Here is a 20216-nt window from a genome sequence, read left to right as displayed (position 1 = left end):
GCATCCAGCGCTTCCGCCGTTTTCTTTTTTGATGAGAGCCGCGCGATGAACTACGATCTTCTCCTCAATGCGTTGGCGACCATCATCGTCCTCATCGATCCGCCGGGTCTCGCGCCGATCTTTCTCGGCCTGACCAACGGCATGAACAGGGCGCAGCGCTTTCAGGTTGCGCTGCGTGGCTGCATCATCGCCGCAGTCCTCCTCAGCCTGTTCGCCGTCACCGGTTCCGCCATTCTCTCGCTGCTCGGTATCACGCTCGGCGCCTTCCGCATCGCTGGCGGGCTGCTTCTTTTCTGGATCGCCTTCGAGATGATTTTTGAGAAGCGGCAGGAGCGGCACGAGACAACCGCGGAACGCGCCATCACGCAGGACCATATCTCCAACATCGCCGTCTTTCCGCTGGCAATTCCACTCGTTGCGGGGCCAGGCGCGATTTCGGCGATCATCCTGCTTTCCGGCTCTTTTCAGGGACCGATCGAGCGCGCCGAACTCGTCGGCGTGATCCTCATTTGCGTCCTGATCCTGTTCGGCACGCTGGTGGTCGCCGAGCGGCTGGATCGCTTTCTGGGCGCCACCGGCCGCATGATCCTTACCCGATTGCTGGGCGTCATTCTCGCAGCGCTTGCGGTGCAGTTCGTGATCGACGGGGTGGGCTCGATCGACATCCCGCTTCGATCATAGAAAACGGCCGCCGGACGTATCCGGCAGCCGCTCGACGACCCGAGTGGGAGAAGTCCTCGGACCGAAACTCGACCCGCTTTTCTTGAGGCCGTCGTTGTTATTGCGCCGGCGCCGGGGCGCCGTCCGATGCTTCGCCGATGTACTGGGTCAGCTTTTCGGCCAAAGCCGGATCGGCCTGGGCCGCCTGCATGATTGACGTGTATTCCTGCACCGTGACGTCCGACTCTTCGACGATGCTCACCATCTGCTGGCTGGCTTCCGCCTGGATCTGCTCCTGCTCTTCGGGTGTCGTCGCCTCCTGCAGGCGTGGCGTGTATTCGCGATTGACTTCGTCCACCTGCAGGAACGCTGTCGCGAAAGACCGAAGCGTCTCGTCGGAATACTGTTCAGTCATGGGCTGCTCAGTCTGAGGCTGCGCCGGCATCGCCTCCTGTGCAACGGCAAGGCCCGTCGCTGGCAGTGCCAAGCTTACAGCTGCAAGCGCCATGATCGAATATCTTTTGATCATCATAAGGTCGTTCCCTTTCATCTCGTCGCGTATCAGCAACTTGATAGAATTGTGCCGCACGCACTGAGTGCGAAGCGACAGCGACACTGAACAACCTATTGATCCGCGACCCGCATAACCACCCGTTGGCATCCACAAACGGCGCTCAGACCGTCACGTTCAGCCAATCCGGGAAACAATAATTTCCCAACCGCCCGCGAAGATGAAGTGGAGCTTTAACAGTATCTCGAATTACTTCCGACAACAGCTAACGACGCGTGACTTGAGAACTGTCATCATTGCAGCATATCTTCCGGAGACTGGACGCTTCAGGAGGATGCCAGCAGTGATGTTGAAACGACCAATCCACGCGCTGGCACTGGCAGTTGCTCTTGCAGTTGCGGGACCCATGGCCGTGTTTGCGCAGGAACCCTCGGATCTGGCGGAAGGTCTTTCACCTCGCCTGCTGTTCGTGGTCAGCGGCGGCTTCTGGCAAACGATCGAAGCGGCAGGGGAAACCACCGAAGGCGAGGCCGAGGCCCCGGCAGACGCCGAACCAGATCAGCGCGGCTATTATCGGGCTTTGGCGATCCGCAGTGAAGACAACAGCTCGCGCCTCTATCTCCAGCGCGTTGCATTGACCGAAAACGGTCCCGAGCTTCTGGAAACCACCGAAATCACTGAAGTCACCGAGCGCTCGGGCTACATCACCGACATCCGGCCGGAAAACTCGACCGGCATTTCGGCCTCACCGGGTTTTGCTGCCTTCATCTATATCAAGGACGCGCCCAATGCGCCGGAGCCCGATATGCTCGAACTCTTCGTAGACGAGTTTGGCGAGTTGACGCTGAACGGCGCCAGCAACTGACGCCGTTCGAGTAGGATATATTCAGTCGACGTCTTCGATCGTCTCGTCGCCGCCATGGACGCGATGCGCGAGCGCTGCTTCCATGAAGGCGTCAACCGAGCCATCCAGCACTTCCTGCGGGTTGGTGCTCTCCACCCCGGTGCGCAGATCCTTGACCAGCTGGTAAGGCTGCAGCACGTAAGAACGGATCTGGTGGCCCCAGCCGATCTCCGTCTTCGTCGCTTCGGTGGCGCTTGCCGCTTCTTCCCGACGCTTTAGCTCAGCTTCGTAAAGACGAGCGCGCAGCATGTTCCAGGCTTTTTCGCGGTTCTTGTGCTGCGAGCGCTCCTGCTGGCACTGCACCACGATGCCACTCGGCATATGCGTGATACGCACGGCCGAGTCGGTCGTGTTGACGTGCTGTCCGCCAGCGCCCGACGAGCGATAGGTATCGATGCGACAGTCGCTTTCGTTGATCTCGATCTGGATCGTATCGTCGATGACGGGATAGACCCAGACGCTCGAAAACGACGTGTGACGGCGCGCCTGGCTGTCGAACGGCGATATACGGACGAGGCGATGCACGCCCGACTCGGTTTTCAGCCAGCCATAGGCATTGTGGCCCTTGATCAACAGCGTCGCGGACTTGATGCCCGCTTCTTCGCCGTCATGCACTTCCATGACCTCGACCTTGAACTTCCGCCGCTCGGCCCAGCGCGTGTACATGCGCAAAAGCATGTTCGCCCAGTCCTGGCTCTCTGTGCCGCCGGCGCCGGAGTGAATTTCGAGGTAGGTGTCGTTGCTGTCGGCCTCGCCGGCGAGCAGCGCTTCGATCTGGCGTCGATCGAGTTCGGCGCGCATCTCCTTAAGGAGTTGCTCGGCCTCACGCACCACGCCATCGTCGCCCTCTTCCTCACCGAGTTCGATGAGACCGAGATTGTCTTCAAGCGACGTTTCGAGCGCCCGGATGCCGGTGATGGAATCTTCCAGAGACTGACGCTCGCGCATCAACTTCTGGGCTTCCATCGGATCGTTCCAGAGGGCTGCGTCTTCGGATTTGTGATTGAGGTAGTCTAGGCGTTTGACGGATTGATCCCAGTCAAAGATGCCTCCTCAGCAGGGCCAACCCCTGCTTGATGTCGTCGACGACGGATGCGGTTTCGGAGCGCATTGGCGTGCTTCTTCCTGCGTGTCGATTGGGATTTGTCGTTTCGTGGCCGGAACCTAGTCACGAGGCTCCGGCCTGTAAAGGTCTTCAGGTCAACAGACTGACCCGGACTGCGCGTGGCGGCTCAGTAAAGGCCGCCGGCACCGGAGGTCACGGCACGGTTGGCCTGTGGCGAGGACTGGATGATCTCCTCGCTCGACTGATAGCTGTCCAGGTTGCCGATGACGAAGAAGTCCTGAGCAGGGCCCGTGCCCGGCTTGAATGCTTCCATGATCACGTCGCCGCCCTGCCCGTTCGATGCCATGCCGGTGCGGCGGTCGATGGCAATGAGGTTCAAGCCTTCGGGGATGCGGAAGTCGGCCGGTGGCACGCCTTCGAGCACATCGTTCATGAACGCGTTGAAGATCGGAGCAGCAAGCCCACCGCCTGTCGATCCACGGCCCATCGGACGCGGATTGTCGAAGCCCATGTAGACGCCGGTCACGAGGTCGGGCGTGTAGCCGACGAACCACGCATCGCGCTCTTCATTGGTCGTGCCCGTCTTGCCAGCGGTCGGACGGCCGAGATTGACGGCGCTCGCCGCTGTTCCGCGGGTCACGACGCCTTCCAGCATCGAGGTCATCTGATAGGCCGTCATCGGGTCGAGCACCTGCTGGCGGTTATCGGCGATCACCGGCTCTTCCTGGCCCTGCCATTCGTTGGCAGCGCAGGTCTCGCACACGCGCTCTTCGTGACGGAATACAGTCCGTCCATAGCGATCCTGCACGCGGTCGATCAGCGAAGGCTCAATGGCCTTGCCGCCATTCGCGATGACCGAATAGGCGCTGACAAGCCTCAGCACCGTGGTTTCGCCGGCGCCAAGCGACATCGGCAGATAGGGCATGAGGTTGTCGTAGATGCCGAAGCGCTCCGAATACTCGGCGACTAGATCCATGCCCATGTCCTGGGCAAGGCGCACGGTCATGAGATTGCGCGAGCGCTCGATCCCGAGGCGGAGCGTCGAAGGTCCGGCCGCATCGCCACCGTAGTTCTTCGGACGCCAGATCTCGTTGCCGGAGACGACTTCGATCGGCGCGTCCATCACCACCGACGCCGGTGTATAGCCATTGTCGAGCGCTGCAGCGTACACGAACGGCTTGAAGGCCGAGCCGGGCTGGCGCATTGCCTGCGTGGCGCGGTTAAATTCCGACTGGGCGTAGGAAAAGCCCCCTGCCAGAGCAAGCACGCGGCCGGTATGCGGGTCCATCGCGACGAGCGCGCCCTGCACTTCCGGCGGCTGGCGCAGGCGCCAGCCAGCATTCTCGCCATCCATCTCCTCGACGAACACCACGTCGCCGGGATTGAGGACGCCGGCCGGGCTGCGCGCGGTGGACGACTGTCCGTCAATGTTCATGCGGTAGGCCCACTCCATGCCGGCAGCCGGCAGCGTGATCGTCTCGCGATCCTCACCGACTTCGCCGGAGCCCGTGGGGCGCGGCTTGAGACCGATCGTGGCACCTGCGTCATTCGCTTCGAGCACGACACCGAGCTTCCATTCCGGAACATCGCTCAACTCGTTGATTTCCGCCATCGCGACGCCCCAGTCGCCCGAGATGTCGACCGTATCGACCGGGCCGCGGAAGCCGCGGCTTTCGTCATAGGCAATCAGACCGTCGTGCAGCGCCTGGCGGGCGGCGATCTGCATCTGCGGGTTCAGCGTCGTGCGGACCGAAAGGCCACCTTCGTAGAGGGCATCCTGGCCGTAGCGTGAAATGATCTGGCGACGGACTTCCTCGGCGAAATAATCGGACGCAAAGAGCGTGGAATTGCCGGTGGACGGCTCGACACCCAGCGGAGATGCCTTCGCCTCGCGTGCTTCCTCCACGCTGATATAGCCGTTCTCGAGCATCCGATCGACGACCCAATCGCGGCGCTCGATGGCGCGCTCGGTCTGCCGGAAGGGATGATAGTTGGAAGGCGCTTTCGGCAACGCTGCGAGATAGGCGGCTTCTGCGATCGTCAGCTCATTCACGGATTTGTCGAAATAGGACAGCGCCGCACCGGCGATACCGTAGGCGCCGTAGCCGAAGAAGATCTCGTTCAAATAGAGTTCGAGGATGCGGTCCTTCGAATAGGCCTGCTCGATGCGAAACGAGAGAATCGCTTCCTTGACCTTGCGGTCGATCGTCTGATCGGCGCTCAGGAGGAAGTTCTTGGCGACCTGCTGCGTGATCGTGGACGCACCAACCGGCCGCCGACCCGAACCGAGGTTCTGCACGTTGACTACGATGGCGCGGGCAAGACCGATGGGGTCGATGCCGGGATGCGAGTAGAAATTCTTGTCTTCTGCGGACAAAAACGCTGCCTTTACCCGATCCGGAATGGCCTGGATCGGCAGGAAGAGCCGACGTTCGCGCGCATATTCGGCCATAAGCTCGCCCGAAGCGGCATGAAACCGCGTCGTCACGGGCGGCTCGTAGTTCGCCAGAACTTCGTAGTCCGGAAGGTCCTCGGTCACGTTGACGACGTACCAGGCGACGGCGGCTGCGGCGATAAGGGCGAAAATGGTGCCGATTCCGAAGAAATAGCCAATCAGTCTGATCATATCGCGTCTGCCGAGCCTGTTCGTTTCTCATTCGACTGCTGCCATTCGAACGGCGCATGTCGTTGTCCCGACCTACCCCGCGGAATGTGCGCAAAATAGGGCTTATGGCCCCTCAGACGTCGCTATCGAACCGAATGGATGGAACGTGTTTCCAGTTGGCCACAGCATATCGCGGCCCAGCTTCATTCACAAATCTTTTGCAGCCGCGAACACCTGCGCTCGGAAGGATTTGATCGCATCCGCCAGGAGGCCCGCCGTTTTGGTGCGCCACTCCTCGTCGATCAGCAGTTTCTCGTCCTCTGCATTGGACAGATAGCCAAGTTCGACCAGCAGCGACGGCACATCAGGAGCTCTCAGAACGGAGAATCCCGCGAATCGATGCGGATTGTTGATCAACCGGATTTCCCCGCGCATCCTGTCGAGGACCGATCGGGCAAGACCGACCGAGAAGACCTGGGTTTCGCGCCTGGTCAGATCGAGCAGGATGTCCACCACGTCTTCATCTTCGCTGCCGGTCGCGACACCGGCGAGTTCGTCCACGCGGTTTTCGCGACGGGCGAGATCGGCCGCCATGGCGTCGGAGGCGCGGTCAGACAGGGTGTAGACTGTCGCGCCGCGGATTTCGGGCAGTCTGATCGAATCGGCGTGGATCGACATCATCAGGTCCGCACTGTGCTGGCGCGCAATGCGCACACGTTCACCAAGCGCGATGAAGCGGTCGTCGTCACGGGTCAGCACCACCCGAATGTCATCGCTCGTCTCCAGAGCGGCCGCGACCGCCTTGGCGAATGCAAGCGTGACGTCCTTTTCGTCCGTACCGGCTCGGCCCTTCGCACCGGCATCGATGCCGCCATGTCCGGGATCGAGAACGATGGTGAACGGGCGCGCCTCGCCTGCGCCCTCGCCGACCGTCACACCCTGCGTGCCTGACTGCGCTCCGGATGGGCCGCCTGCCTGGCGCCATTGCTGGCCGCGCACATTCGACGCGAATGCCTCATCGCTGGTGGCGACGGCGTCGAACACGAAACGATGGCCGCGGCCGTCCTCGCGCGGTTCGACCATCGCGTTCTCCAGCTCGACGGGGCCGATGGCCGTGAACACCATCCGCGATCGGCCAGGGCCCATGGCGCCATAGCGAATCATTTCGAAGAGGCCGCGCGGCGGCAGGGCATCCTCGTCGAACGCGAAGACCGTCTCGGGCAGATCGATGATCACCCGCTTGGGATCGTTCAGGTAATGCACCTCGAACTGAGGTTCGGTCTCGAAATCCACGACGACGCGGGTGCGCAACTCGTCGCCGGCGATACGCGCGCCGAAAGCCAGATGACGGCTCCCTGAGGCGCGCTCTTGAGCAGCGGCTGGCAGCGACAGGATGGTCAGACACGCCAAAATCGCGGCCACCACACGCAAGAAAGACCGGGTCATTCGGGTCCTGTCCATCTCGGTCTGCCTCCTCAGGTCATGGCGTAGACGATGCCGTGTCGCGGATGTCAGTGGCTTCAATGGGGCTAGCAGGATGCGAGCCTGGACCACAAGTCCGGAACGTCTGCCCATATGCGCTGCGACACTGCGCCGACATGGTTAATGAAGGGTTGACGGCCCGTTTCTGCCGCTCTGCTCCCACCGCCGGACCTTTGCTGTTCGGCGTAGCCGACGCTTCAACCCGTCCTGCCGCCCATTTTTATTTCCTTGCCTAATCAACTTTGAATTCATAAAAGCAAAGAGAGGAATTGGGACGATGACGGGATAGTGACCGGCGTGACAGCGGCTGACACTGTGGCGAAAACGCAGTAGCGCCGACCCGGGTACATCCGACGTCCTTCCGCCCCGATTTCCCTCACCATGAATCGCGTTCGCCCGGCTGCGCCGGGTCTCGTTAATGGCCATCGGCCACCCCATCGCCTGTGCATCGGGCATTTTCATCGGCCTCGACGAGGCCTTTCAGGAAACAATTATTCTCGTGGTTTCTTTATGACATTCGGGTTCGGAACGGTGGAGCGGACAGGCAGGCGGTCATCGACCGGCGCTTTGGCCGACACCCAATCTTCCGCCCCGCGTCATCGATCGAGAATATCGACATCCGGCACCCTGCAATCTGTCGCCCCGCCTCTTCGTCGGACCTTGTGTCCTGACGGTGCGGCGGGCGCGCGGCTGCGCGGCTGCCGAGGAGCAGAAGTTCAATGGCAGACAAAATGCTTATCGACGCGTCTCACAAGGAAGAGACGCGTGTCGTTGTCGTTCGCGGCAGCCGCATAGAAGAATTCGATTTTGAATCGCAGCATAAGAAGCAGCTGCGGGGCAATATCTACCTCGCGAAGGTCACCCGCGTAGAGCCGTCACTCCAGGCCGCCTTCGTCGACTACGGCGGCAACCGCCACGGCTTCCTCGCCTTCTCCGAAATTCATCCCGACTACTACCAGATCCCGCTCGCCGACCGTCAGGCCCTGCTCGCTGCCGAGGCCGAAGCGGAAGCCGAGCGTGCTCGGCACGAGAACGAAGCCGACGAGGCGGCCGACCGCGCAGCAGCGTCGGCGCCGGCCGACGACGCGAGCGAAGACATCGGCGACAGCGATGGCGACGACGATGCTGCACCGGCGCGCAAGTCGAAGCGTGGACGCCGCCGCGGTCGCAAGGCGGATGCCGAAACAGACGCCGTGGAAGACGCGGTCGAGGATCTGGATGGCGGCTCGTCTGCCATTGTCGGTGATGACGACAGCGATGACGATGAGAGCGACGGTCGCTCGATGGCTGCGATCGTTGAAACGGAATCCGTTTCCGAGCCTGTCGACACTGGCGACGACGGCGAGCGCGACCCGGGCGAAGTGGATTTCGAAGCCGCAAAGTTCGTCGAAGGCAAGGCTGCCGACAGCAACCTCGATCTCCGCAACGCCGTCACCGAGAGTGACGACGACGAGGATGAAGAGGACGACCAGGCAGGCAGCGACGACGACGGCGAAGGCGACAGCAATGGCGAGCGGGACGGCAAGCGCCGCCGCGGACGCCGCAACCAGGCCCGACGCGGCGGCGACGATCACGAAGAAGAAGCCGGCGGCCGCGTCGAATCGGTCGGCGCGGAAGATGCGCTCGAAGAACTGCCGGATCGTTCGGTGCGCAAGCCGCGCAAGCAGTACCGCATCCAGGAAGTCATCAAGCGCCGCCAGATCCTTCTCGTCCAGGTGGTCAAGGAAGAGCGCGGCAACAAGGGCGCCGCTCTGACGACCTATCTGTCGCTGGCCGGCCGCTATTCGGTCCTGATGCCGAACACGGCACGTGGTGGCGGCATTTCGCGCAAGATCACCAATGCGCAGGACCGTAAGCGCCTGAAGGAAGTGGCCCGCGGCCTCGAAGTGCCTCAGGGCATGGGCGTTATCCTGCGCACTGCCGGTGCCAACCGCACCAAAGCCGAAGTGAAGCGCGATTTCGAATATCTGATGCGTTTGTGGGAGAACGTGCGCAATCTGACGCTCGCTTCCACGGCCCCCTGCCTCGTCTACGAGGAGGGCAGCCTGATCAAGCGTTCGATCCGCGATCTCTACAACAAGGACATCAGCGAGATCGTCGTTTCGGGCGAGGACGGCTATCGTGAAGCGAAAGACTTCATGAAGATGCTGATGCCGAGCCACGCAAAGGTGGTTCAGCCCTACCGCGAAGTGCACCCGATCTTCTCGCGCTCGGGCATCGAGGCGCAGCTCGATCGCATGCTGCAGCCGCAGGTGACGCTGAAGTCTGGCGGCTACATCATCATCAACCAGACCGAAGCGCTGGTTGCGATCGACGTAAACTCGGGCCGCTCCACACGTGAGCACTCCATCGAGGACACGGCACTCCAGACGAACCTGGAAGCAGCCGACGAAGTGGCGCGCCAGCTCAGGCTGCGCGACCTCGCCGGCCTGATCGTCGTCGACTTCATCGACATGGAAGAGAAGCGCAACAACCGGTCGGTGGAAAAGCGCCTCAAGGATGCGCTCAAGAACGATCGCGCACGCATCCAGGTCGGCCGCATCTCGCATTTCGGCCTTCTGGAAATGTCGCGCCAGCGAATCCGCGCCTCGGTTCTGGAATCGACCACCCAGGTTTGCGATCATTGCGGCGGCACGGGCCATGTTCGCTCGCAATCGTCGGTCGCGCTCCACGTGATCCGCTCGATCGAGGAGTTCCTACTGAAGAGCACGACGCACGATCTGATCGTGCGCACGATGCCGGCGACGGCGATCTACGTGCTCAACCAGAAGCGCCAGAGCATTGTGGAGATGGAACGCCGCTTCGGCGTTTCGATCACCATCGATGCGGATGCTTCCATTGGTTCGGCACATCTCGCCATCGATCGCGGTGCTCCCGTCGAGAACCCGGTGCGCATCGAGACGATCATGCCTCTTGCCAATTACGACGATGACGACGATGGCGTCGCGGGTCCTGTTTGGGACGAGGAAGAGGAAGACGCAGACGTTGCCGAAGCGCCTGTCGAGGCACGCGCGGAGACGCGCAGCGAAACACGCGTGGAGAACGGCGAAAACGGAGACCGGAAGAAGCGTCGTCGCAGGCGCCGTCGTGGCGGCCGTGACCGCGACGACGAGAACGGTGCCGTCGCAGCCGAAGCCGGTTCGACTGAAACCGACGAAGACGACGACGATGCAGCGGATAGCGTAGAATCGGGTTCGGAAGTCCAGGCGAGCGACGATGACGGACGGCCGCGCAAGCGCCGCCGCCGCGGCAAGCGTGGCGGTCGTCGCAACCGTCAGGGTGAAGATGGTCAGGAGCTGAACGCTTCCGAGGGCGATGCGTCCGGCGAAGAGACATCGGCCGAGCACGAAGTCGGCGAAGGCGAGCCGGCGCAGGCCGATCAGGATGCGGCAGACGCCGTCGAGGGTGCAGTGGTGGAAACGGTGGAGCTTGCTGCTGCGCCGGCTGACGCCGAGCCTGCACCTGTCGTTTCCGAAGAGGCCGTAGCGGCGCCGGCTGAAGACGAGGCAGCGGCGTCCGAAGAGAAGCCAAAGCGGCGCCGCGCCACGCGGAAGAAGTCCGATGCCGTTGAGGCCGACGCTGACGCGGAGCCGGTCAAGCCTGCGCGCAAGCCGCGTGCTAAGAAAGCTGCCAAGGCCGAGCCGGCCGAGGATGTGAGCACAGTCGCTGCTGAGCCGGAAACGCAGGAAGCTGCACCGGCAGTCGCCGAGGAGGTTGCTGCGGAGGCTGTCCAGGAGAGCGCGCCCGTCGTCCAACCGGAAGCGGAAGCACCCGTCGAGCCAGCGAAGCCTGCCGAGCCGCAACTTGTGTCCAATGGACAGAAGGCCGAGCCGGAAGGTGAAGCCAAGCCCAAAAAGGGTGGCTGGTGGCAGCGCCGCGGTTTCTTTTGACCGCGCGGGTACCCAGCCCTTCTGAATAATCAAAGACCCGCCTCTTCATCGAGGCGGGTCTTTTCGTTTCTACTCAGACCCAGGCCGCGATGCGGTCCAGTGCCTCGACGATGTCTTCCGTCGCGCCCGCATAAGAAAGGCGTACGGTGCGGTGGCCGTTGACGGGATCGAAATCGATCCCAGGAGTGATCGCCACATCGATCTCGCGCAGCATCTTCCAGGCGAAATCCATCGTGTCGTTGGTCATGCGCGATACGTCGGCATAAGCGTAGAAGGCGCCGTCCATGGGCGATGCGATCTGAAAGCCGAGGCCAGGGAGACGATCTGCCAGAATCTGACGGTTCGTGCGGTAATGCTCTCGGACGCCGTCGAGCTCCGTCTTCCCACGAAATGCAGCCGCGGCGGCGATCTGCGACAGTTCGGGTGCCGAGATGTAGAGGCTCTGCGTGACCCGCTCGACCGCGCGCACCAGATGCTGCGGCAGAACCATCCAGCCGATGCGCCAGCCCGTCATGCAGTAGTATTTCGAGAAGGAGTTGATCACGACCGCTTCTTCGCTGAGCGCGACCGCGGTGGTCTCTTCTCCCGCAAATGTCAGGCCGTGATAGATCTCGTCGGAGATGAAGGCCGTTCCGGTTCGGGCGCAGTGGTCGGCCAATGCAGACAAAGCGGCGCGCCCCGTGACGGTACCCGTCGGATTGGCCGGACTTGCGAGCAAGACGCCCTTGATGCGGCCGTATTCCGCTTCCGCGGCCTTCAAGGCGTCGGGTGTCAGTGTGTGGCCCGTCTCCTCACTGACAGCAATCTCCACCGGCTGCAGCCCAAGCGCTGCAAGAATGTTGCGGTATGCGGGATATCCGGGGCGCGTGATTGCGACCCTGTCTCCGGCATCGAAGAGCGTGAGAAACGCAACATTGAACGCCGCAGACGAGCCGGTCATCACTGCGATTCGCTCCGGCGCGACGGTTACCCCGTAATATTCCGCATAGTGTTGTGCGATCGCCTGACGCAGCGACTGCGTTCCAAGAGCGTCGGTATAGCCAAGCCGGCCGGTCTCGAGCGCCTGTCGTGCCGCTTCGAGCGCGACGGCCGGTGCCGGATGGGATGGTTGGCCGACGGCAAGCGACACGACACTGCGGCCAGCGGCGCGGCGGCGGTTGGCTTCGGCCAGCACATCCATTGCGTGAAAGGGTTCAACGGCGCTGCGCGTGGAAACTTCGAACACGATTACCTCATCATCGGGGGTCTGGCATTACGGCCTCACAAATGCCGGATTGGTGCGGCGATCACAATGGCGCGATGGCCGGCAAGCGCCAAATGCCGCGGGTTCAATTCTGCTCAGGAACCCGCTAGGCTTTGGCGTTCGGTGGGATAGGAGACGTCATGCACAAGCTCGTGCGCAAGGCACTGACCTTCGCGGCTACGGCCGCCATCGCCTGTTCGTCCATGCTCACAAATGCGCCGACGGCCAGCGCGCAATCGATTGCCATCGTTCGCGACGCCGAAATCGAAGCATTGCTGAAGGATTACGCCCGCCCGATCTTCGGTGCGGCGGGACTGACGCAGCGCAACATCGAGATCGTTCTGGTCAACAACCGCTCCTTCAACGCTTTCGTCGATGGACGCCGCATCTTCATCAACACGGGCGCGCTGTTGCTCGCCGAATCGCCGGGCGAAATCATCGGCGTCCTTGCTCATGAGGCCGGCCATATTGCAGGCGGGCACCAGGCACGGCTTCGCGAGCAGATTGCACGCTCCCAGATTTTCGGCGTGGTCGGCAGTCTTCTCGGCGTCGGCGCTGTCGCTGCCGGATCACTCTCCGGCAATGACGGCACTGCCTCGGCCGGCATGGGCGTTGCGGCGGCATCGGGCGGCATCGCGCAGCGCAGCCTGCTCAGCTATCGCCGCACCGAGGAAATCAACGCCGACCAGTCGGCGATCACCTATCTCAATGCGACGGGCCAGTCGGCGGCCGGCATGCTCGCGACCTTCAATCGCTTCTCGCAGGGCCTGGCGCTCGCGGGCGTGCAGGTTGATCCCTATCAGCAGAGCCACCCTCTTCCGCGCGAGCGCATTGCGCTTCTCGAAGACCTCGCCCGATCCAGCCCCTATTTCAACAGCCCGGTCGATGCTTCGCTGCAGCGGCGACACGACCTCATGCGGGGGAAGATCGCTGCCAATGTCGGCGGTCACCCAGCTCTGCAGCGCGCGTTCAACGGCAACACGGCCAATGTCGGCTATCGCTACGGCGACGCGATCGCGACGCGGTTGTCGGGCAATGTCGGCTCGGCGTTGCAGAAGATCGACGCACTTCTCGCCGAGCAGCCGAACAATCCGTATTTTCACGAGGCCAAGGGCGAGATCCTGCTCAGCGGCAACCAGGCGGAAGCAGCCGCCAGCTCATTCCAGCGCGCGGCTCAGCTCGACCCGAACAATTCCGGCCTGATCCGTGCGCAGCGTGGGTTCGCGCTGATGCGGACCGGCCAGCCGGCGCTCGTCGAGCAGGCGATCAGCGATCTCCGTGAGGCGATCGGCGCCGACCCAACCAATCTCAGCGCTTATCGCCAGCTTTCGCAGGCCTATGGCCAGCGCGGCGATGTTGCCAATGCCGAACTGACCATGGCAGAGGGTTACTTCCGCGCCGGCAACGTGCAGGAAGCGCGCATTTTCGCAGCTCGGGCGCAGCAGAAGCTGCAGCCGGGCACTCCGGCATGGACACGTGCCAATGACATCGTCACCGTCGGCCAATGAGCGCGGCGAAACCGTGACACTGCCGAGAAAGAACAGGATCCAGATGAACAGCCTGCTCCAAACCCTGCGTCGCCATAGCGGTGCGCTTTTGCTCGGTGCCGCTCTTACCATCGCAAGCCCCGCCCTGGCGCTTGACGATGCGGAGAAGGAAGAGATGGGCGCGTTCATTCGCGAATATCTGATCGCCAATCCCGAGATCATGATCGAAGTGCAGCAGGCGCTGGAAACGCGTCAGCAGGCTAGCCTGCAGGAGCGCGCTGGCGCGGCGATCGCCGCCTCGGCATCGGCGCTGTTCGAAGCGCCTGGCGATGTCGCACTCGGCAATCCGGACGGCGACGTCACCATCGTCGAGTTCTTCGATTACAATTGCGGCTACTGCAAGCGCGCACATGCGGACATGAAGGCGATCATCGCGAGCGACGACAATGTGCGCGTGATCCTGAAGGAATTCCCGATCCTCGGACCGGATTCCATCGGCGCGCATCGCATCAGCATGGCATTCCGCGCGGTGTCGCCCGAGCAATATGGCGCGTTTCAGGATGCGCTGATGACCGGCGAACGCGCCGACGAGGCATCGGCCATTGCCGTTGCGGCCGAGTTGGGTGTCGAGGAAGCCGCGCTTCGCGAGAAACTTGCCGATCCGCAGATCGATGCCCAGATCCGGCAGTCCTATGAACTTGCAGATGCGCTCGGCATCTCGGGCACCCCCTCCTATGTGATCGGTGACGAAGCGGTCTATGGCGCAATGGGAGCCGAGTTCCTGATCCAGAAGATCGAGAACGTGCGCAGCTGCGACAGCGCGACCTGCTGAAGCGCTCATCAAGCGCGGATTGACTATCCGAAACCGTGCAAAGGGTGGCTTTGTCTGTGTCAAAAGCCTTCCGTTGCGTCACTTGGACCGTTATACCACCCGCACAAAATTGAATGCGCGCCGATGGACGACCCCACCGACGATGACAGAAGTCTCGCCGGATGCGTGACACACATCGGCCTGCCCATTGCGAGTAAAGCTGAACGTGTCAGGCACCCTGTTTGTCCTCAACGGTCCCAATCTCAATGCGCTCGGGAAGCGCGAGCCTGGCATTTACGGCGCCGTGACGCTGGCGGATATCGAGACCGCCTGCCGGCAGAAGGCCGACGAGCTTGGCTGTGTGCTGGAATTCCGACAGACAAACCATGAAGGCGTGCTGGTCGACTGGCTGCATGAGGCCGGCGAGAAGGCCGAGGGCGTCGTCATCAATCCCGGCGCGTACGGTCACACCTCGATTGCGCTCCACGACGCGATCCGTGCAATCGGTATCCCCGTCGTCGAGCTGCATCTCTCCAACATCCACGCCCGCGAGGCCTTCCGCCACCGCACGATGATCGCGCCTGTCGTCAAAGGCGTCATCTGTGGCTTCGGGCCTGCGGGCTATCCGCTTGCGCTTCAGGCGCTCGTGGGCATCGTGAACCAGCAAAAGAACTGACAAGATCATGAAGAAGGGCGACAAGCCGATGGCAGACAAGAAGCCGGGCATCGATCAGGGGCTCATCCGCGATCTCGCGAACATCCTGACCGAAACGAATCTGACCGAAATCGAGGTCGAGCAGGACGATCTTCGGATCCGCGTTTCGCGCAGTCCCGCTCCCCAATATGTTCAGGCACCGGCTGGACAGCAGGCTGCTGCACCGGCGCCAGCGCCTGCGTCCGCCCCTACAGCCGAGCCTGCTGCACCGGCCAAGCCCGAACACAACCCGAAGGACATCGTGTCTTCGCCGATGGTCGGCACAGCCTATCTGGCGCCCTCGCCCGGCGCACGTCCCTTCGCCGAAGTCGGCCAGACGGTGAAGGAAGGCCAGACGATCCTGATCATCGAAGCGATGAAGACGATGAACCAGATCCCGGCGCCGAAATCCGGCACCGTGACGGCGATCCTGATCGAAGATGGCCAGCCCGTCGAGTTCGGCGAGCCGCTCGTGACGATCCAGTAGGCCGCCCGCGATGTTTTCAAAGGTCCTCATAGCCAATCGCGGCGAAATCGCCCTTCGCGTGCTGCGCGCCTGCAAGGAACTCGGCATTCAAACGGTTGCCGTGCATTCCACGGCCGACCAGAACGCGATGCATGTGCGTCTTGCCGACGAAAGCGTTTGCATCGGCCCGCCGCCCTCGCGTGACAGCTACCTGAATATCCATCAGATCGTCGCTGCCTGCGAAATCACCGGTGCGGATGCCGTCCATCCTGGCTACGGCTTCCTGTCCGAGAACGCGAAATTCGCGGAAATCCTGGAGGCGCACGGCCTCACCTTCATCGGCCCGACCTCCGAACACATCCGGATCATGGGCGACAAGATCACCGCGAAGAAGACGGCCGAAGCGCTGGGCATTCCGGTCGTGCCCGGTTCGGAAGGCGAAGTGCAGGATGATGCCGAAGCCGCCCGCATCGCCGAAGAGATCGGCTACCCGGTCCTGATCAAGGCGACGGCCGGTGGCGGCGGTCGCGGCATGAAGGTCGCGCGCACGCCCGCTGACCTTTCCGAGGCGCTCTCGACCGCGCGCTCCGAAGCCGGCTCAGCGTTTGGCAACGACTCCGTCTATCTGGAAAAGTATCTCGGCAAGCCGCGGCACATCGAGATCCAGGTTCTTGGCGATGGCCAGGGAAATGCGATCCATCTCGGCGAACGTGATTGCTCGCTGCAGCGTCGTCACCAAAAGGTCTGGGAAGAAGCCAATTCGCCGGCTCTCAATGAGGAGCAGCGTGCTCGCATCGGCCAGATCTGTGCCGATGCTATGTGCAAGCTGAAATATCGCGGCGCCGGCACGATCGAATTTCTCTATGAAAATGGCGAGTTCTATTTCATCGAGATGAACACGCGCCTGCAGGTGGAGCATCCGGTCACGGAGGCGATCACCGGCATCGATCTGGTTCATGAACAGATCCGCGTCGCCTCGGGCGGTGGTCTCTCGGTGCGCCAGGAAGACGTTCGCTTCCATGGCCATGCCATCGAGTGCCGCATCAACGCTGAAGATCCACGCACTTTCGTGCCGTCACCGGGCACCGTGACCCACTATCACACGCCTGGCGGTCTCGGCGTGCGCGTCGATTCGGCCGTCTACCAGGGCTACGCCATTCCGCCCTATTACGACAGCCTCATCGGGAAGCTGATCGTGCATGGGCGCACGCGCGTCGAATGCATGATGCGTCTGCGCCGCGCGCTCGACGAGTTCGTGGTCGATGGTATCAAGACGACGATCCCCCTCTTCCGCGAACTGCTCAACAATCCCGACATCGCCAATGGCGATTATGATATCCATTGGCTGGAGCAGTTTCTGAAAGAGCCTGAGTGAACTGAGGCGCTTCTCAGGTCCTGAGCAAACAGCGCCGTGCGGCTTTTTGAGACGCGCGGCATTTTCTGGAGAGCAAGACGGCGATGGCGCGCGGACGGGACAGTCGGCTGGAACTGACGCCGGAGCTGCTTCTCAAGGCCTATAGCTGCGGCTTGTTTCCCATGGCCGAATCCGCCGATGATCCGACGATCTTCTGGGTCGAGCCGGAAGTGCGCGGCATCATACCGCTCGACGACTTCCATCTGCCGCGGCGCCTTGCCCGCACCCTGCGTGCAGACCCCTTCGATATCCGCGTGAACACCGCGTTCCCAGCAGTTATCGCCGGGTGCGCCGAGCCTGCGCCCGGCCGTAAATCCACCTGGATCAACGCGACGATCCGCGCGCTCTACAACGATCTTCATAGGCTCGGCCACGCGCATTCCGTCGAAGCCTGGCGGGGCGACGAGCTCGTGGGTGGGCTCTATGGTGTATCGCTCGGCGCCGCGTTCTTCGGCGAGAGCATGTTCTCGACCGCGACCGATGCATCGAAAATCTGCCTGGTGCATCTCGTCGACCGGCTCAAGCGGCGCGGCTTTCAGCTGCTCGACACGCAGTTCACGACCGATCATCTGAAGCGCTTCGGCGCCGTCGACGTACCGCGTTCGACCTATGACGGGCTTCTTGCCGACGCGCTCTCCTATCCAAATATATCCTTCTGAAATCATTGCGTTATCAGCATTTGATGAACAACGCTTTCATGGCCCGTTCAGCTTAGCACTTTCATTGTAGTCCGACCGATCCTTGTTGGAACCAGGGACCTGTTCACACGTTTTTGACCGCAGGGACGGACAACAAAAAGGAATACGATATGTCGGTCATTCGAAAGAAGCTGCTGGCGACAGCGGCTCTTCCCCTATTGGCGGCCAGTATTGCCGCTGGCGGCGCCAACGCTGCGCCGAAGCAGGCCACCAATGCGGCTGGCACCTCGATGCTGCTGGCTCAGGCAGAGTGCCCCCCCGGGACCGTGCCCATGGATGGCGCTTGCGTCGGCGGCGAGGCTCCGGCCCCGCAAGCCGAGCCACCTGTAGAGGAAGCGCCGCAAGAGCAGCCGCCAGTACAGGAAGCGCCACCGGAAGCTCCGGCCGAGCCTGCTCCTGAGCCCGCGCCCGCCCCGGAACCGGCTCCAGAGCCGGCTCCTCAGCCTGAGCCCGCCCCGGAGCCTGCTCCGGCACCAGAACCCGCACCTGAGCCAGCACCCGTGCCGGAAGAAGCGCCGGTGATGGAAGAGCCAGCCGCTGAAGAAGCGCCGGCGCCCGAAGCTGCGCCCGTCGAAGAAGCTCCGGCTGTTGAAGAAGCACCGGTCGAAGAAGCTCCTGTCGAAGAAGCGCCCGCAGAAGAAACTCCGGTCGAGGAAGCGCCGGCGGCTGAAGAAGCCCCTGTCGTAGAAGAGGCTCCGGCCGAAGAGGCACCTGCCGCTGAAGAAGCTCCTGTCGAAACGATGCAGGAAGAAGCTCCGGCCGTTGAAGAGGCTCCCGCTGCCGAGGAAGCACCGGTTGAAGGCGAAGCTCCTGCAGCCGAAGATGTCCCTGTCCCGCAGGAAGCTCCCGTCGATGCAGCGCCTGAAGCTGAGGCTCCGGTCGATGCGGCGCCTGAAGCACCTGCCGCCGAAGAGCCGGCAGCCGATGGCGCTCCTGTAGAAGATCCCGCTGCCGCTCCAGCCCAGCCTCTGCCGGGCGAAGCACCTGCCGGCACGGAAGCGCCTGTTGAAGGTACCCCGGATGCGACCGGCGGCGAGCAAGGTGCGGTCGAACAGCCCGCTCCGGAAATGCTTCCGGTCGAAGGCGGTGCGCCGATCCTCGACAGTGCAAAGGAAGAGCCGCTTCCGGTTGAAGCCACGACGGATCCGAACGCTGCCGGTGCCGATGCTGCCGTCCAGGCTCAGCCTGTTCCAACACAGGATCCGGAAGAAGTCGAACGTCTTCGTCAGCGCATCGAAGCTCTCGAAGCGCAGCGCAATCAGCGCCCGACGTCGGACGCCGAAGCTCAGGCCATCGCTCGGGAGTTCGCGCCTCAGATTGAGGTTCAATCGGTCATCGCTGAGGAAGGTCAGCGTCTCGACGCGATTCCCACATTCGAGCGGCCGGACAACATCACGATTATTAATCAGACGGAAAACCGTTACGTCTACGAGGTGAACAACCGTTATATCGTCGAGAACAACGATCGCGATCGTATCGCCATCAATTCTCAGGACGTGTATTACGAAGAATTGCCGCGTGGCCGTGTCCGTGAAGTCGTTCTGCGCGAAAACGGTTCCCAGATCATCACGATCCGCAATCGCTACGGCGACATCGTTCAGCGGTCGCGCGTCCGTCCGAACGGTCAGGAAGTCGTCCTGTTCTATGCGCCTGAATATGATCAGGAAGAACAGTATGTTTACGTCGATCCGGGCACATACCTGCCGCCGTTGCAGCTCACCATTCCGGTCGATCAGTATATCTACGACTCGACGCGGGCGGATGACTACACGGACTACGTCACGTTCTTCGAGCAGCCGCCGATCGAGCCTGTGACCGAAATCTATTCGGTCGAGGAAGTGAAGCGCTCGGCTCGCGTTCGCGACATCATGCCCCGTGTCGATCTGGACAACATCACGTTCGACTTCGGCAGTGCATCGATCAGCGAGAGTCAGGTTCCGGCGCTCGAGGAAATCGCGAATGCGATGATCGATATGCTGGAGGCCGACGAGAGCGAGATCTTCCTGCTTGAAGGTCATACGGATGCTGTCGGCAGCGACCAGGCCAACCTGCTGCTTTCCGACCAGCGCGCCGAGTCGATCGCTGTCGCTCTGACCAACGTGTTCGGTATCCCGCCGGAAAACCTGCAGACGCAGGGTTACGGCGAACGGTACCTGAAGGTGAACACGCAGGAGCCGGAGCAGTTGAACCGTCGCGTGACGGTCCGCCGCATCACACCGCTTGTTCAGACTGCCCAAGCTCAGTAAAACGCTTTTACCGCAACAAAAAAGGCCGCCGGATTTTCA

The 20216-nt window shown here is 62.2% G+C and carries 15 protein-coding genes; 10 read left to right on the top strand and 5 right to left on the bottom strand.

Annotated elements, in window-relative coordinates; translation table 11 throughout:
* Positions 1-45: 45 nt before the first annotated feature.
* Positions 46-681 (top strand): MarC family protein, encoded by a 636-nt coding sequence (locus tag QQL76_RS14235; RefSeq protein ID WP_499208178.1) that lies wholly within the window; start codon positions 46-48, stop codon positions 679-681.
* A 97-nt stretch (positions 682-778) separates the two neighbouring features.
* Here the strand turns inward: QQL76_RS14235 and QQL76_RS14230 are convergent, their stop codons facing one another.
* Positions 779-1192: a DUF4168 domain-containing protein gene (locus tag QQL76_RS14230; RefSeq protein ID WP_499208177.1), complete on the bottom strand. Its 414-nt coding sequence runs from the start codon at positions 1190-1192 to the stop codon at positions 779-781.
* 199 nt (positions 1193-1391) lie between these two features.
* Between QQL76_RS14230 and QQL76_RS14225 the strand changes: the two genes are divergently transcribed.
* On the top strand, positions 1392-2036 hold the full coding sequence (locus QQL76_RS14225) for a hypothetical protein (protein ID WP_499208176.1): 645 nt from the start codon (positions 1392-1394) through the stop codon (positions 2034-2036).
* Positions 2037-2057: 21 nt separating this feature from the next.
* Here the strand turns inward: QQL76_RS14225 and prfB are convergent.
* From prfB to QQL76_RS14210, 3 genes are all read right to left on the bottom strand, one after another.
* A protein-coding gene (gene prfB / locus QQL76_RS14220; protein WP_499208175.1) for a peptide chain release factor 2 occupies positions 2058-3186 on the bottom strand; the annotation gives its coding sequence in 2 pieces (ribosomal slippage) (positions 2058-3116 and positions 3118-3186; 1128 coding nt in all).
* 121 nt (positions 3187-3307) lie between these two features.
* Positions 3308-5767, bottom strand: coding sequence for a penicillin-binding protein 1A (locus QQL76_RS14215; RefSeq protein WP_499208174.1), 2460 nt, complete (start codon positions 5765-5767; stop codon positions 3308-3310).
* Positions 5768-5953: 186 nt separating this feature from the next.
* Positions 5954-7192: an N-acetylmuramoyl-L-alanine amidase gene (locus QQL76_RS14210; RefSeq protein ID WP_499208173.1), complete on the bottom strand. Its 1239-nt coding sequence runs from the start codon at positions 7190-7192 to the stop codon at positions 5954-5956.
* Positions 7193-7947: 755 nt separating this feature from the next.
* Between QQL76_RS14210 and QQL76_RS14205 the strand changes: the two genes are divergently transcribed.
* Positions 7948-11118 carry an Rne/Rng family ribonuclease gene (locus tag QQL76_RS14205; RefSeq protein WP_499208172.1) on the top strand — a complete coding sequence of 1057 codons (3171 nt, stop codon included), beginning with the start codon at positions 7948-7950 and terminating at the stop codon, positions 11116-11118.
* Positions 11119-11191: 73 nt separating this feature from the next.
* Here QQL76_RS14205 and QQL76_RS14200 read toward each other — a convergent pair whose 3' ends face one another.
* Positions 11192-12343, bottom strand: coding sequence for a pyridoxal phosphate-dependent aminotransferase (locus QQL76_RS14200; protein ID WP_499208171.1), 1152 nt, complete (start codon positions 12341-12343; stop codon positions 11192-11194).
* Positions 12344-12501: 158 nt separating this feature from the next.
* Between QQL76_RS14200 and QQL76_RS14195 the strand changes: the two genes are divergently transcribed.
* The 7 genes from QQL76_RS14195 to QQL76_RS14165 all read left to right on the top strand — a co-directional run bounded on the left by QQL76_RS14195 (position 12502) and on the right by QQL76_RS14165 (position 20177).
* Positions 12502-13869, top strand: a complete 1368-nt coding sequence (locus QQL76_RS14195; protein ID WP_499208170.1) for a M48 family metalloprotease — start codon at positions 12502-12504, stop codon at positions 13867-13869.
* Positions 13870-13912: 43 nt separating this feature from the next.
* The gene (locus QQL76_RS14190) at positions 13913-14680 is read left to right on the top strand and encodes a DsbA family protein (RefSeq protein ID WP_499208387.1); all 768 of its coding nucleotides are present in this window, start codon (positions 13913-13915) and stop codon (positions 14678-14680) included.
* 205 nt (positions 14681-14885) lie between these two features.
* A complete protein-coding gene (gene aroQ / locus QQL76_RS14185) occupies positions 14886-15335 on the top strand; it encodes a type II 3-dehydroquinate dehydratase (protein WP_499208169.1) in 450 nt (149 codons plus the stop codon).
* A 28-nt stretch (positions 15336-15363) separates the two neighbouring features.
* Complete coding sequence (gene accB, locus QQL76_RS14180) at positions 15364-15840, top strand: acetyl-CoA carboxylase biotin carboxyl carrier protein (protein ID WP_499208386.1); 477 nt, start codon at positions 15364-15366, stop codon at positions 15838-15840.
* 10 nt (positions 15841-15850) lie between these two features.
* Entirely contained in the window at positions 15851-17194 is a 1344-nt protein-coding gene (gene accC / locus QQL76_RS14175; protein WP_499208168.1) for an acetyl-CoA carboxylase biotin carboxylase subunit, read from the top strand.
* 83 nt (positions 17195-17277) lie between these two features.
* On the top strand, positions 17278-17892 hold the full coding sequence (gene aat / locus QQL76_RS14170; RefSeq protein WP_499208167.1) for a leucyl/phenylalanyl-tRNA--protein transferase: 615 nt from the start codon (positions 17278-17280) through the stop codon (positions 17890-17892).
* 149 nt (positions 17893-18041) lie between these two features.
* Entirely contained in the window at positions 18042-20177 is a 2136-nt protein-coding gene (locus tag QQL76_RS14165) for an OmpA family protein (protein WP_499208166.1), read from the top strand.
* Positions 20178-20216 lie beyond the last annotated feature (39 nt).

The organism is Rhizobium albus (assembly GCA_030160035.1).
Lineage (GTDB): Bacteria > Pseudomonadota > Alphaproteobacteria > Rhizobiales > Rhizobiaceae > Georhizobium > Georhizobium albus.
The sequence above is the reverse complement of the archived record's forward strand: the minus strand, read 5'-3'. Positions and strand labels throughout refer to the sequence as shown.

What these genes read in the sequence shown, in the direction of transcription:
- aat (WP_499208167.1), top strand. Translation starts at nt 17,278, where the DNA reads ATGGCGCGCGGACGGGACAGTCGGCTGGAACTGACGCCGGAGCTGCTT.
- accC (WP_499208168.1), top strand. Translation starts at nt 15,851, where the DNA reads ATGTTTTCAAAGGTCCTCATAGCCAATCGCGGCGAAATCGCCCTTCGC.
- QQL76_RS14165 (WP_499208166.1), top strand. Translation starts at nt 18,042, where the DNA reads ATGTCGGTCATTCGAAAGAAGCTGCTGGCGACAGCGGCTCTTCCCCTA.
- QQL76_RS14190 (WP_499208387.1), top strand. Translation starts at nt 13,913, where the DNA reads ATGAACAGCCTGCTCCAAACCCTGCGTCGCCATAGCGGTGCGCTTTTG.
- accB (WP_499208386.1), top strand. Translation starts at nt 15,364, where the DNA reads ATGGCAGACAAGAAGCCGGGCATCGATCAGGGGCTCATCCGCGATCTC.
- QQL76_RS14205 (WP_499208172.1), top strand. Translation starts at nt 7,948, where the DNA reads ATGGCAGACAAAATGCTTATCGACGCGTCTCACAAGGAAGAGACGCGT.
- QQL76_RS14235 (WP_499208178.1), top strand. Translation starts at nt 46, where the DNA reads ATGAACTACGATCTTCTCCTCAATGCGTTGGCGACCATCATCGTCCTC.
- QQL76_RS14215 (WP_499208174.1), bottom strand. Translation starts at nt 5,767, where the DNA reads ATGATCAGACTGATTGGCTATTTCTTCGGAATCGGCACCATTTTCGCC.
- QQL76_RS14225 (WP_499208176.1), top strand. Translation starts at nt 1,392, where the DNA reads ATGAAGTGGAGCTTTAACAGTATCTCGAATTACTTCCGACAACAGCTA.
- QQL76_RS14195 (WP_499208170.1), top strand. Translation starts at nt 12,502, where the DNA reads ATGCACAAGCTCGTGCGCAAGGCACTGACCTTCGCGGCTACGGCCGCC.
- QQL76_RS14230 (WP_499208177.1), bottom strand. Translation starts at nt 1,192, where the DNA reads ATGATGATCAAAAGATATTCGATCATGGCGCTTGCAGCTGTAAGCTTG.
- QQL76_RS14210 (WP_499208173.1), bottom strand. Translation starts at nt 7,192, where the DNA reads ATGACCCGGTCTTTCTTGCGTGTGGTGGCCGCGATTTTGGCGTGTCTG.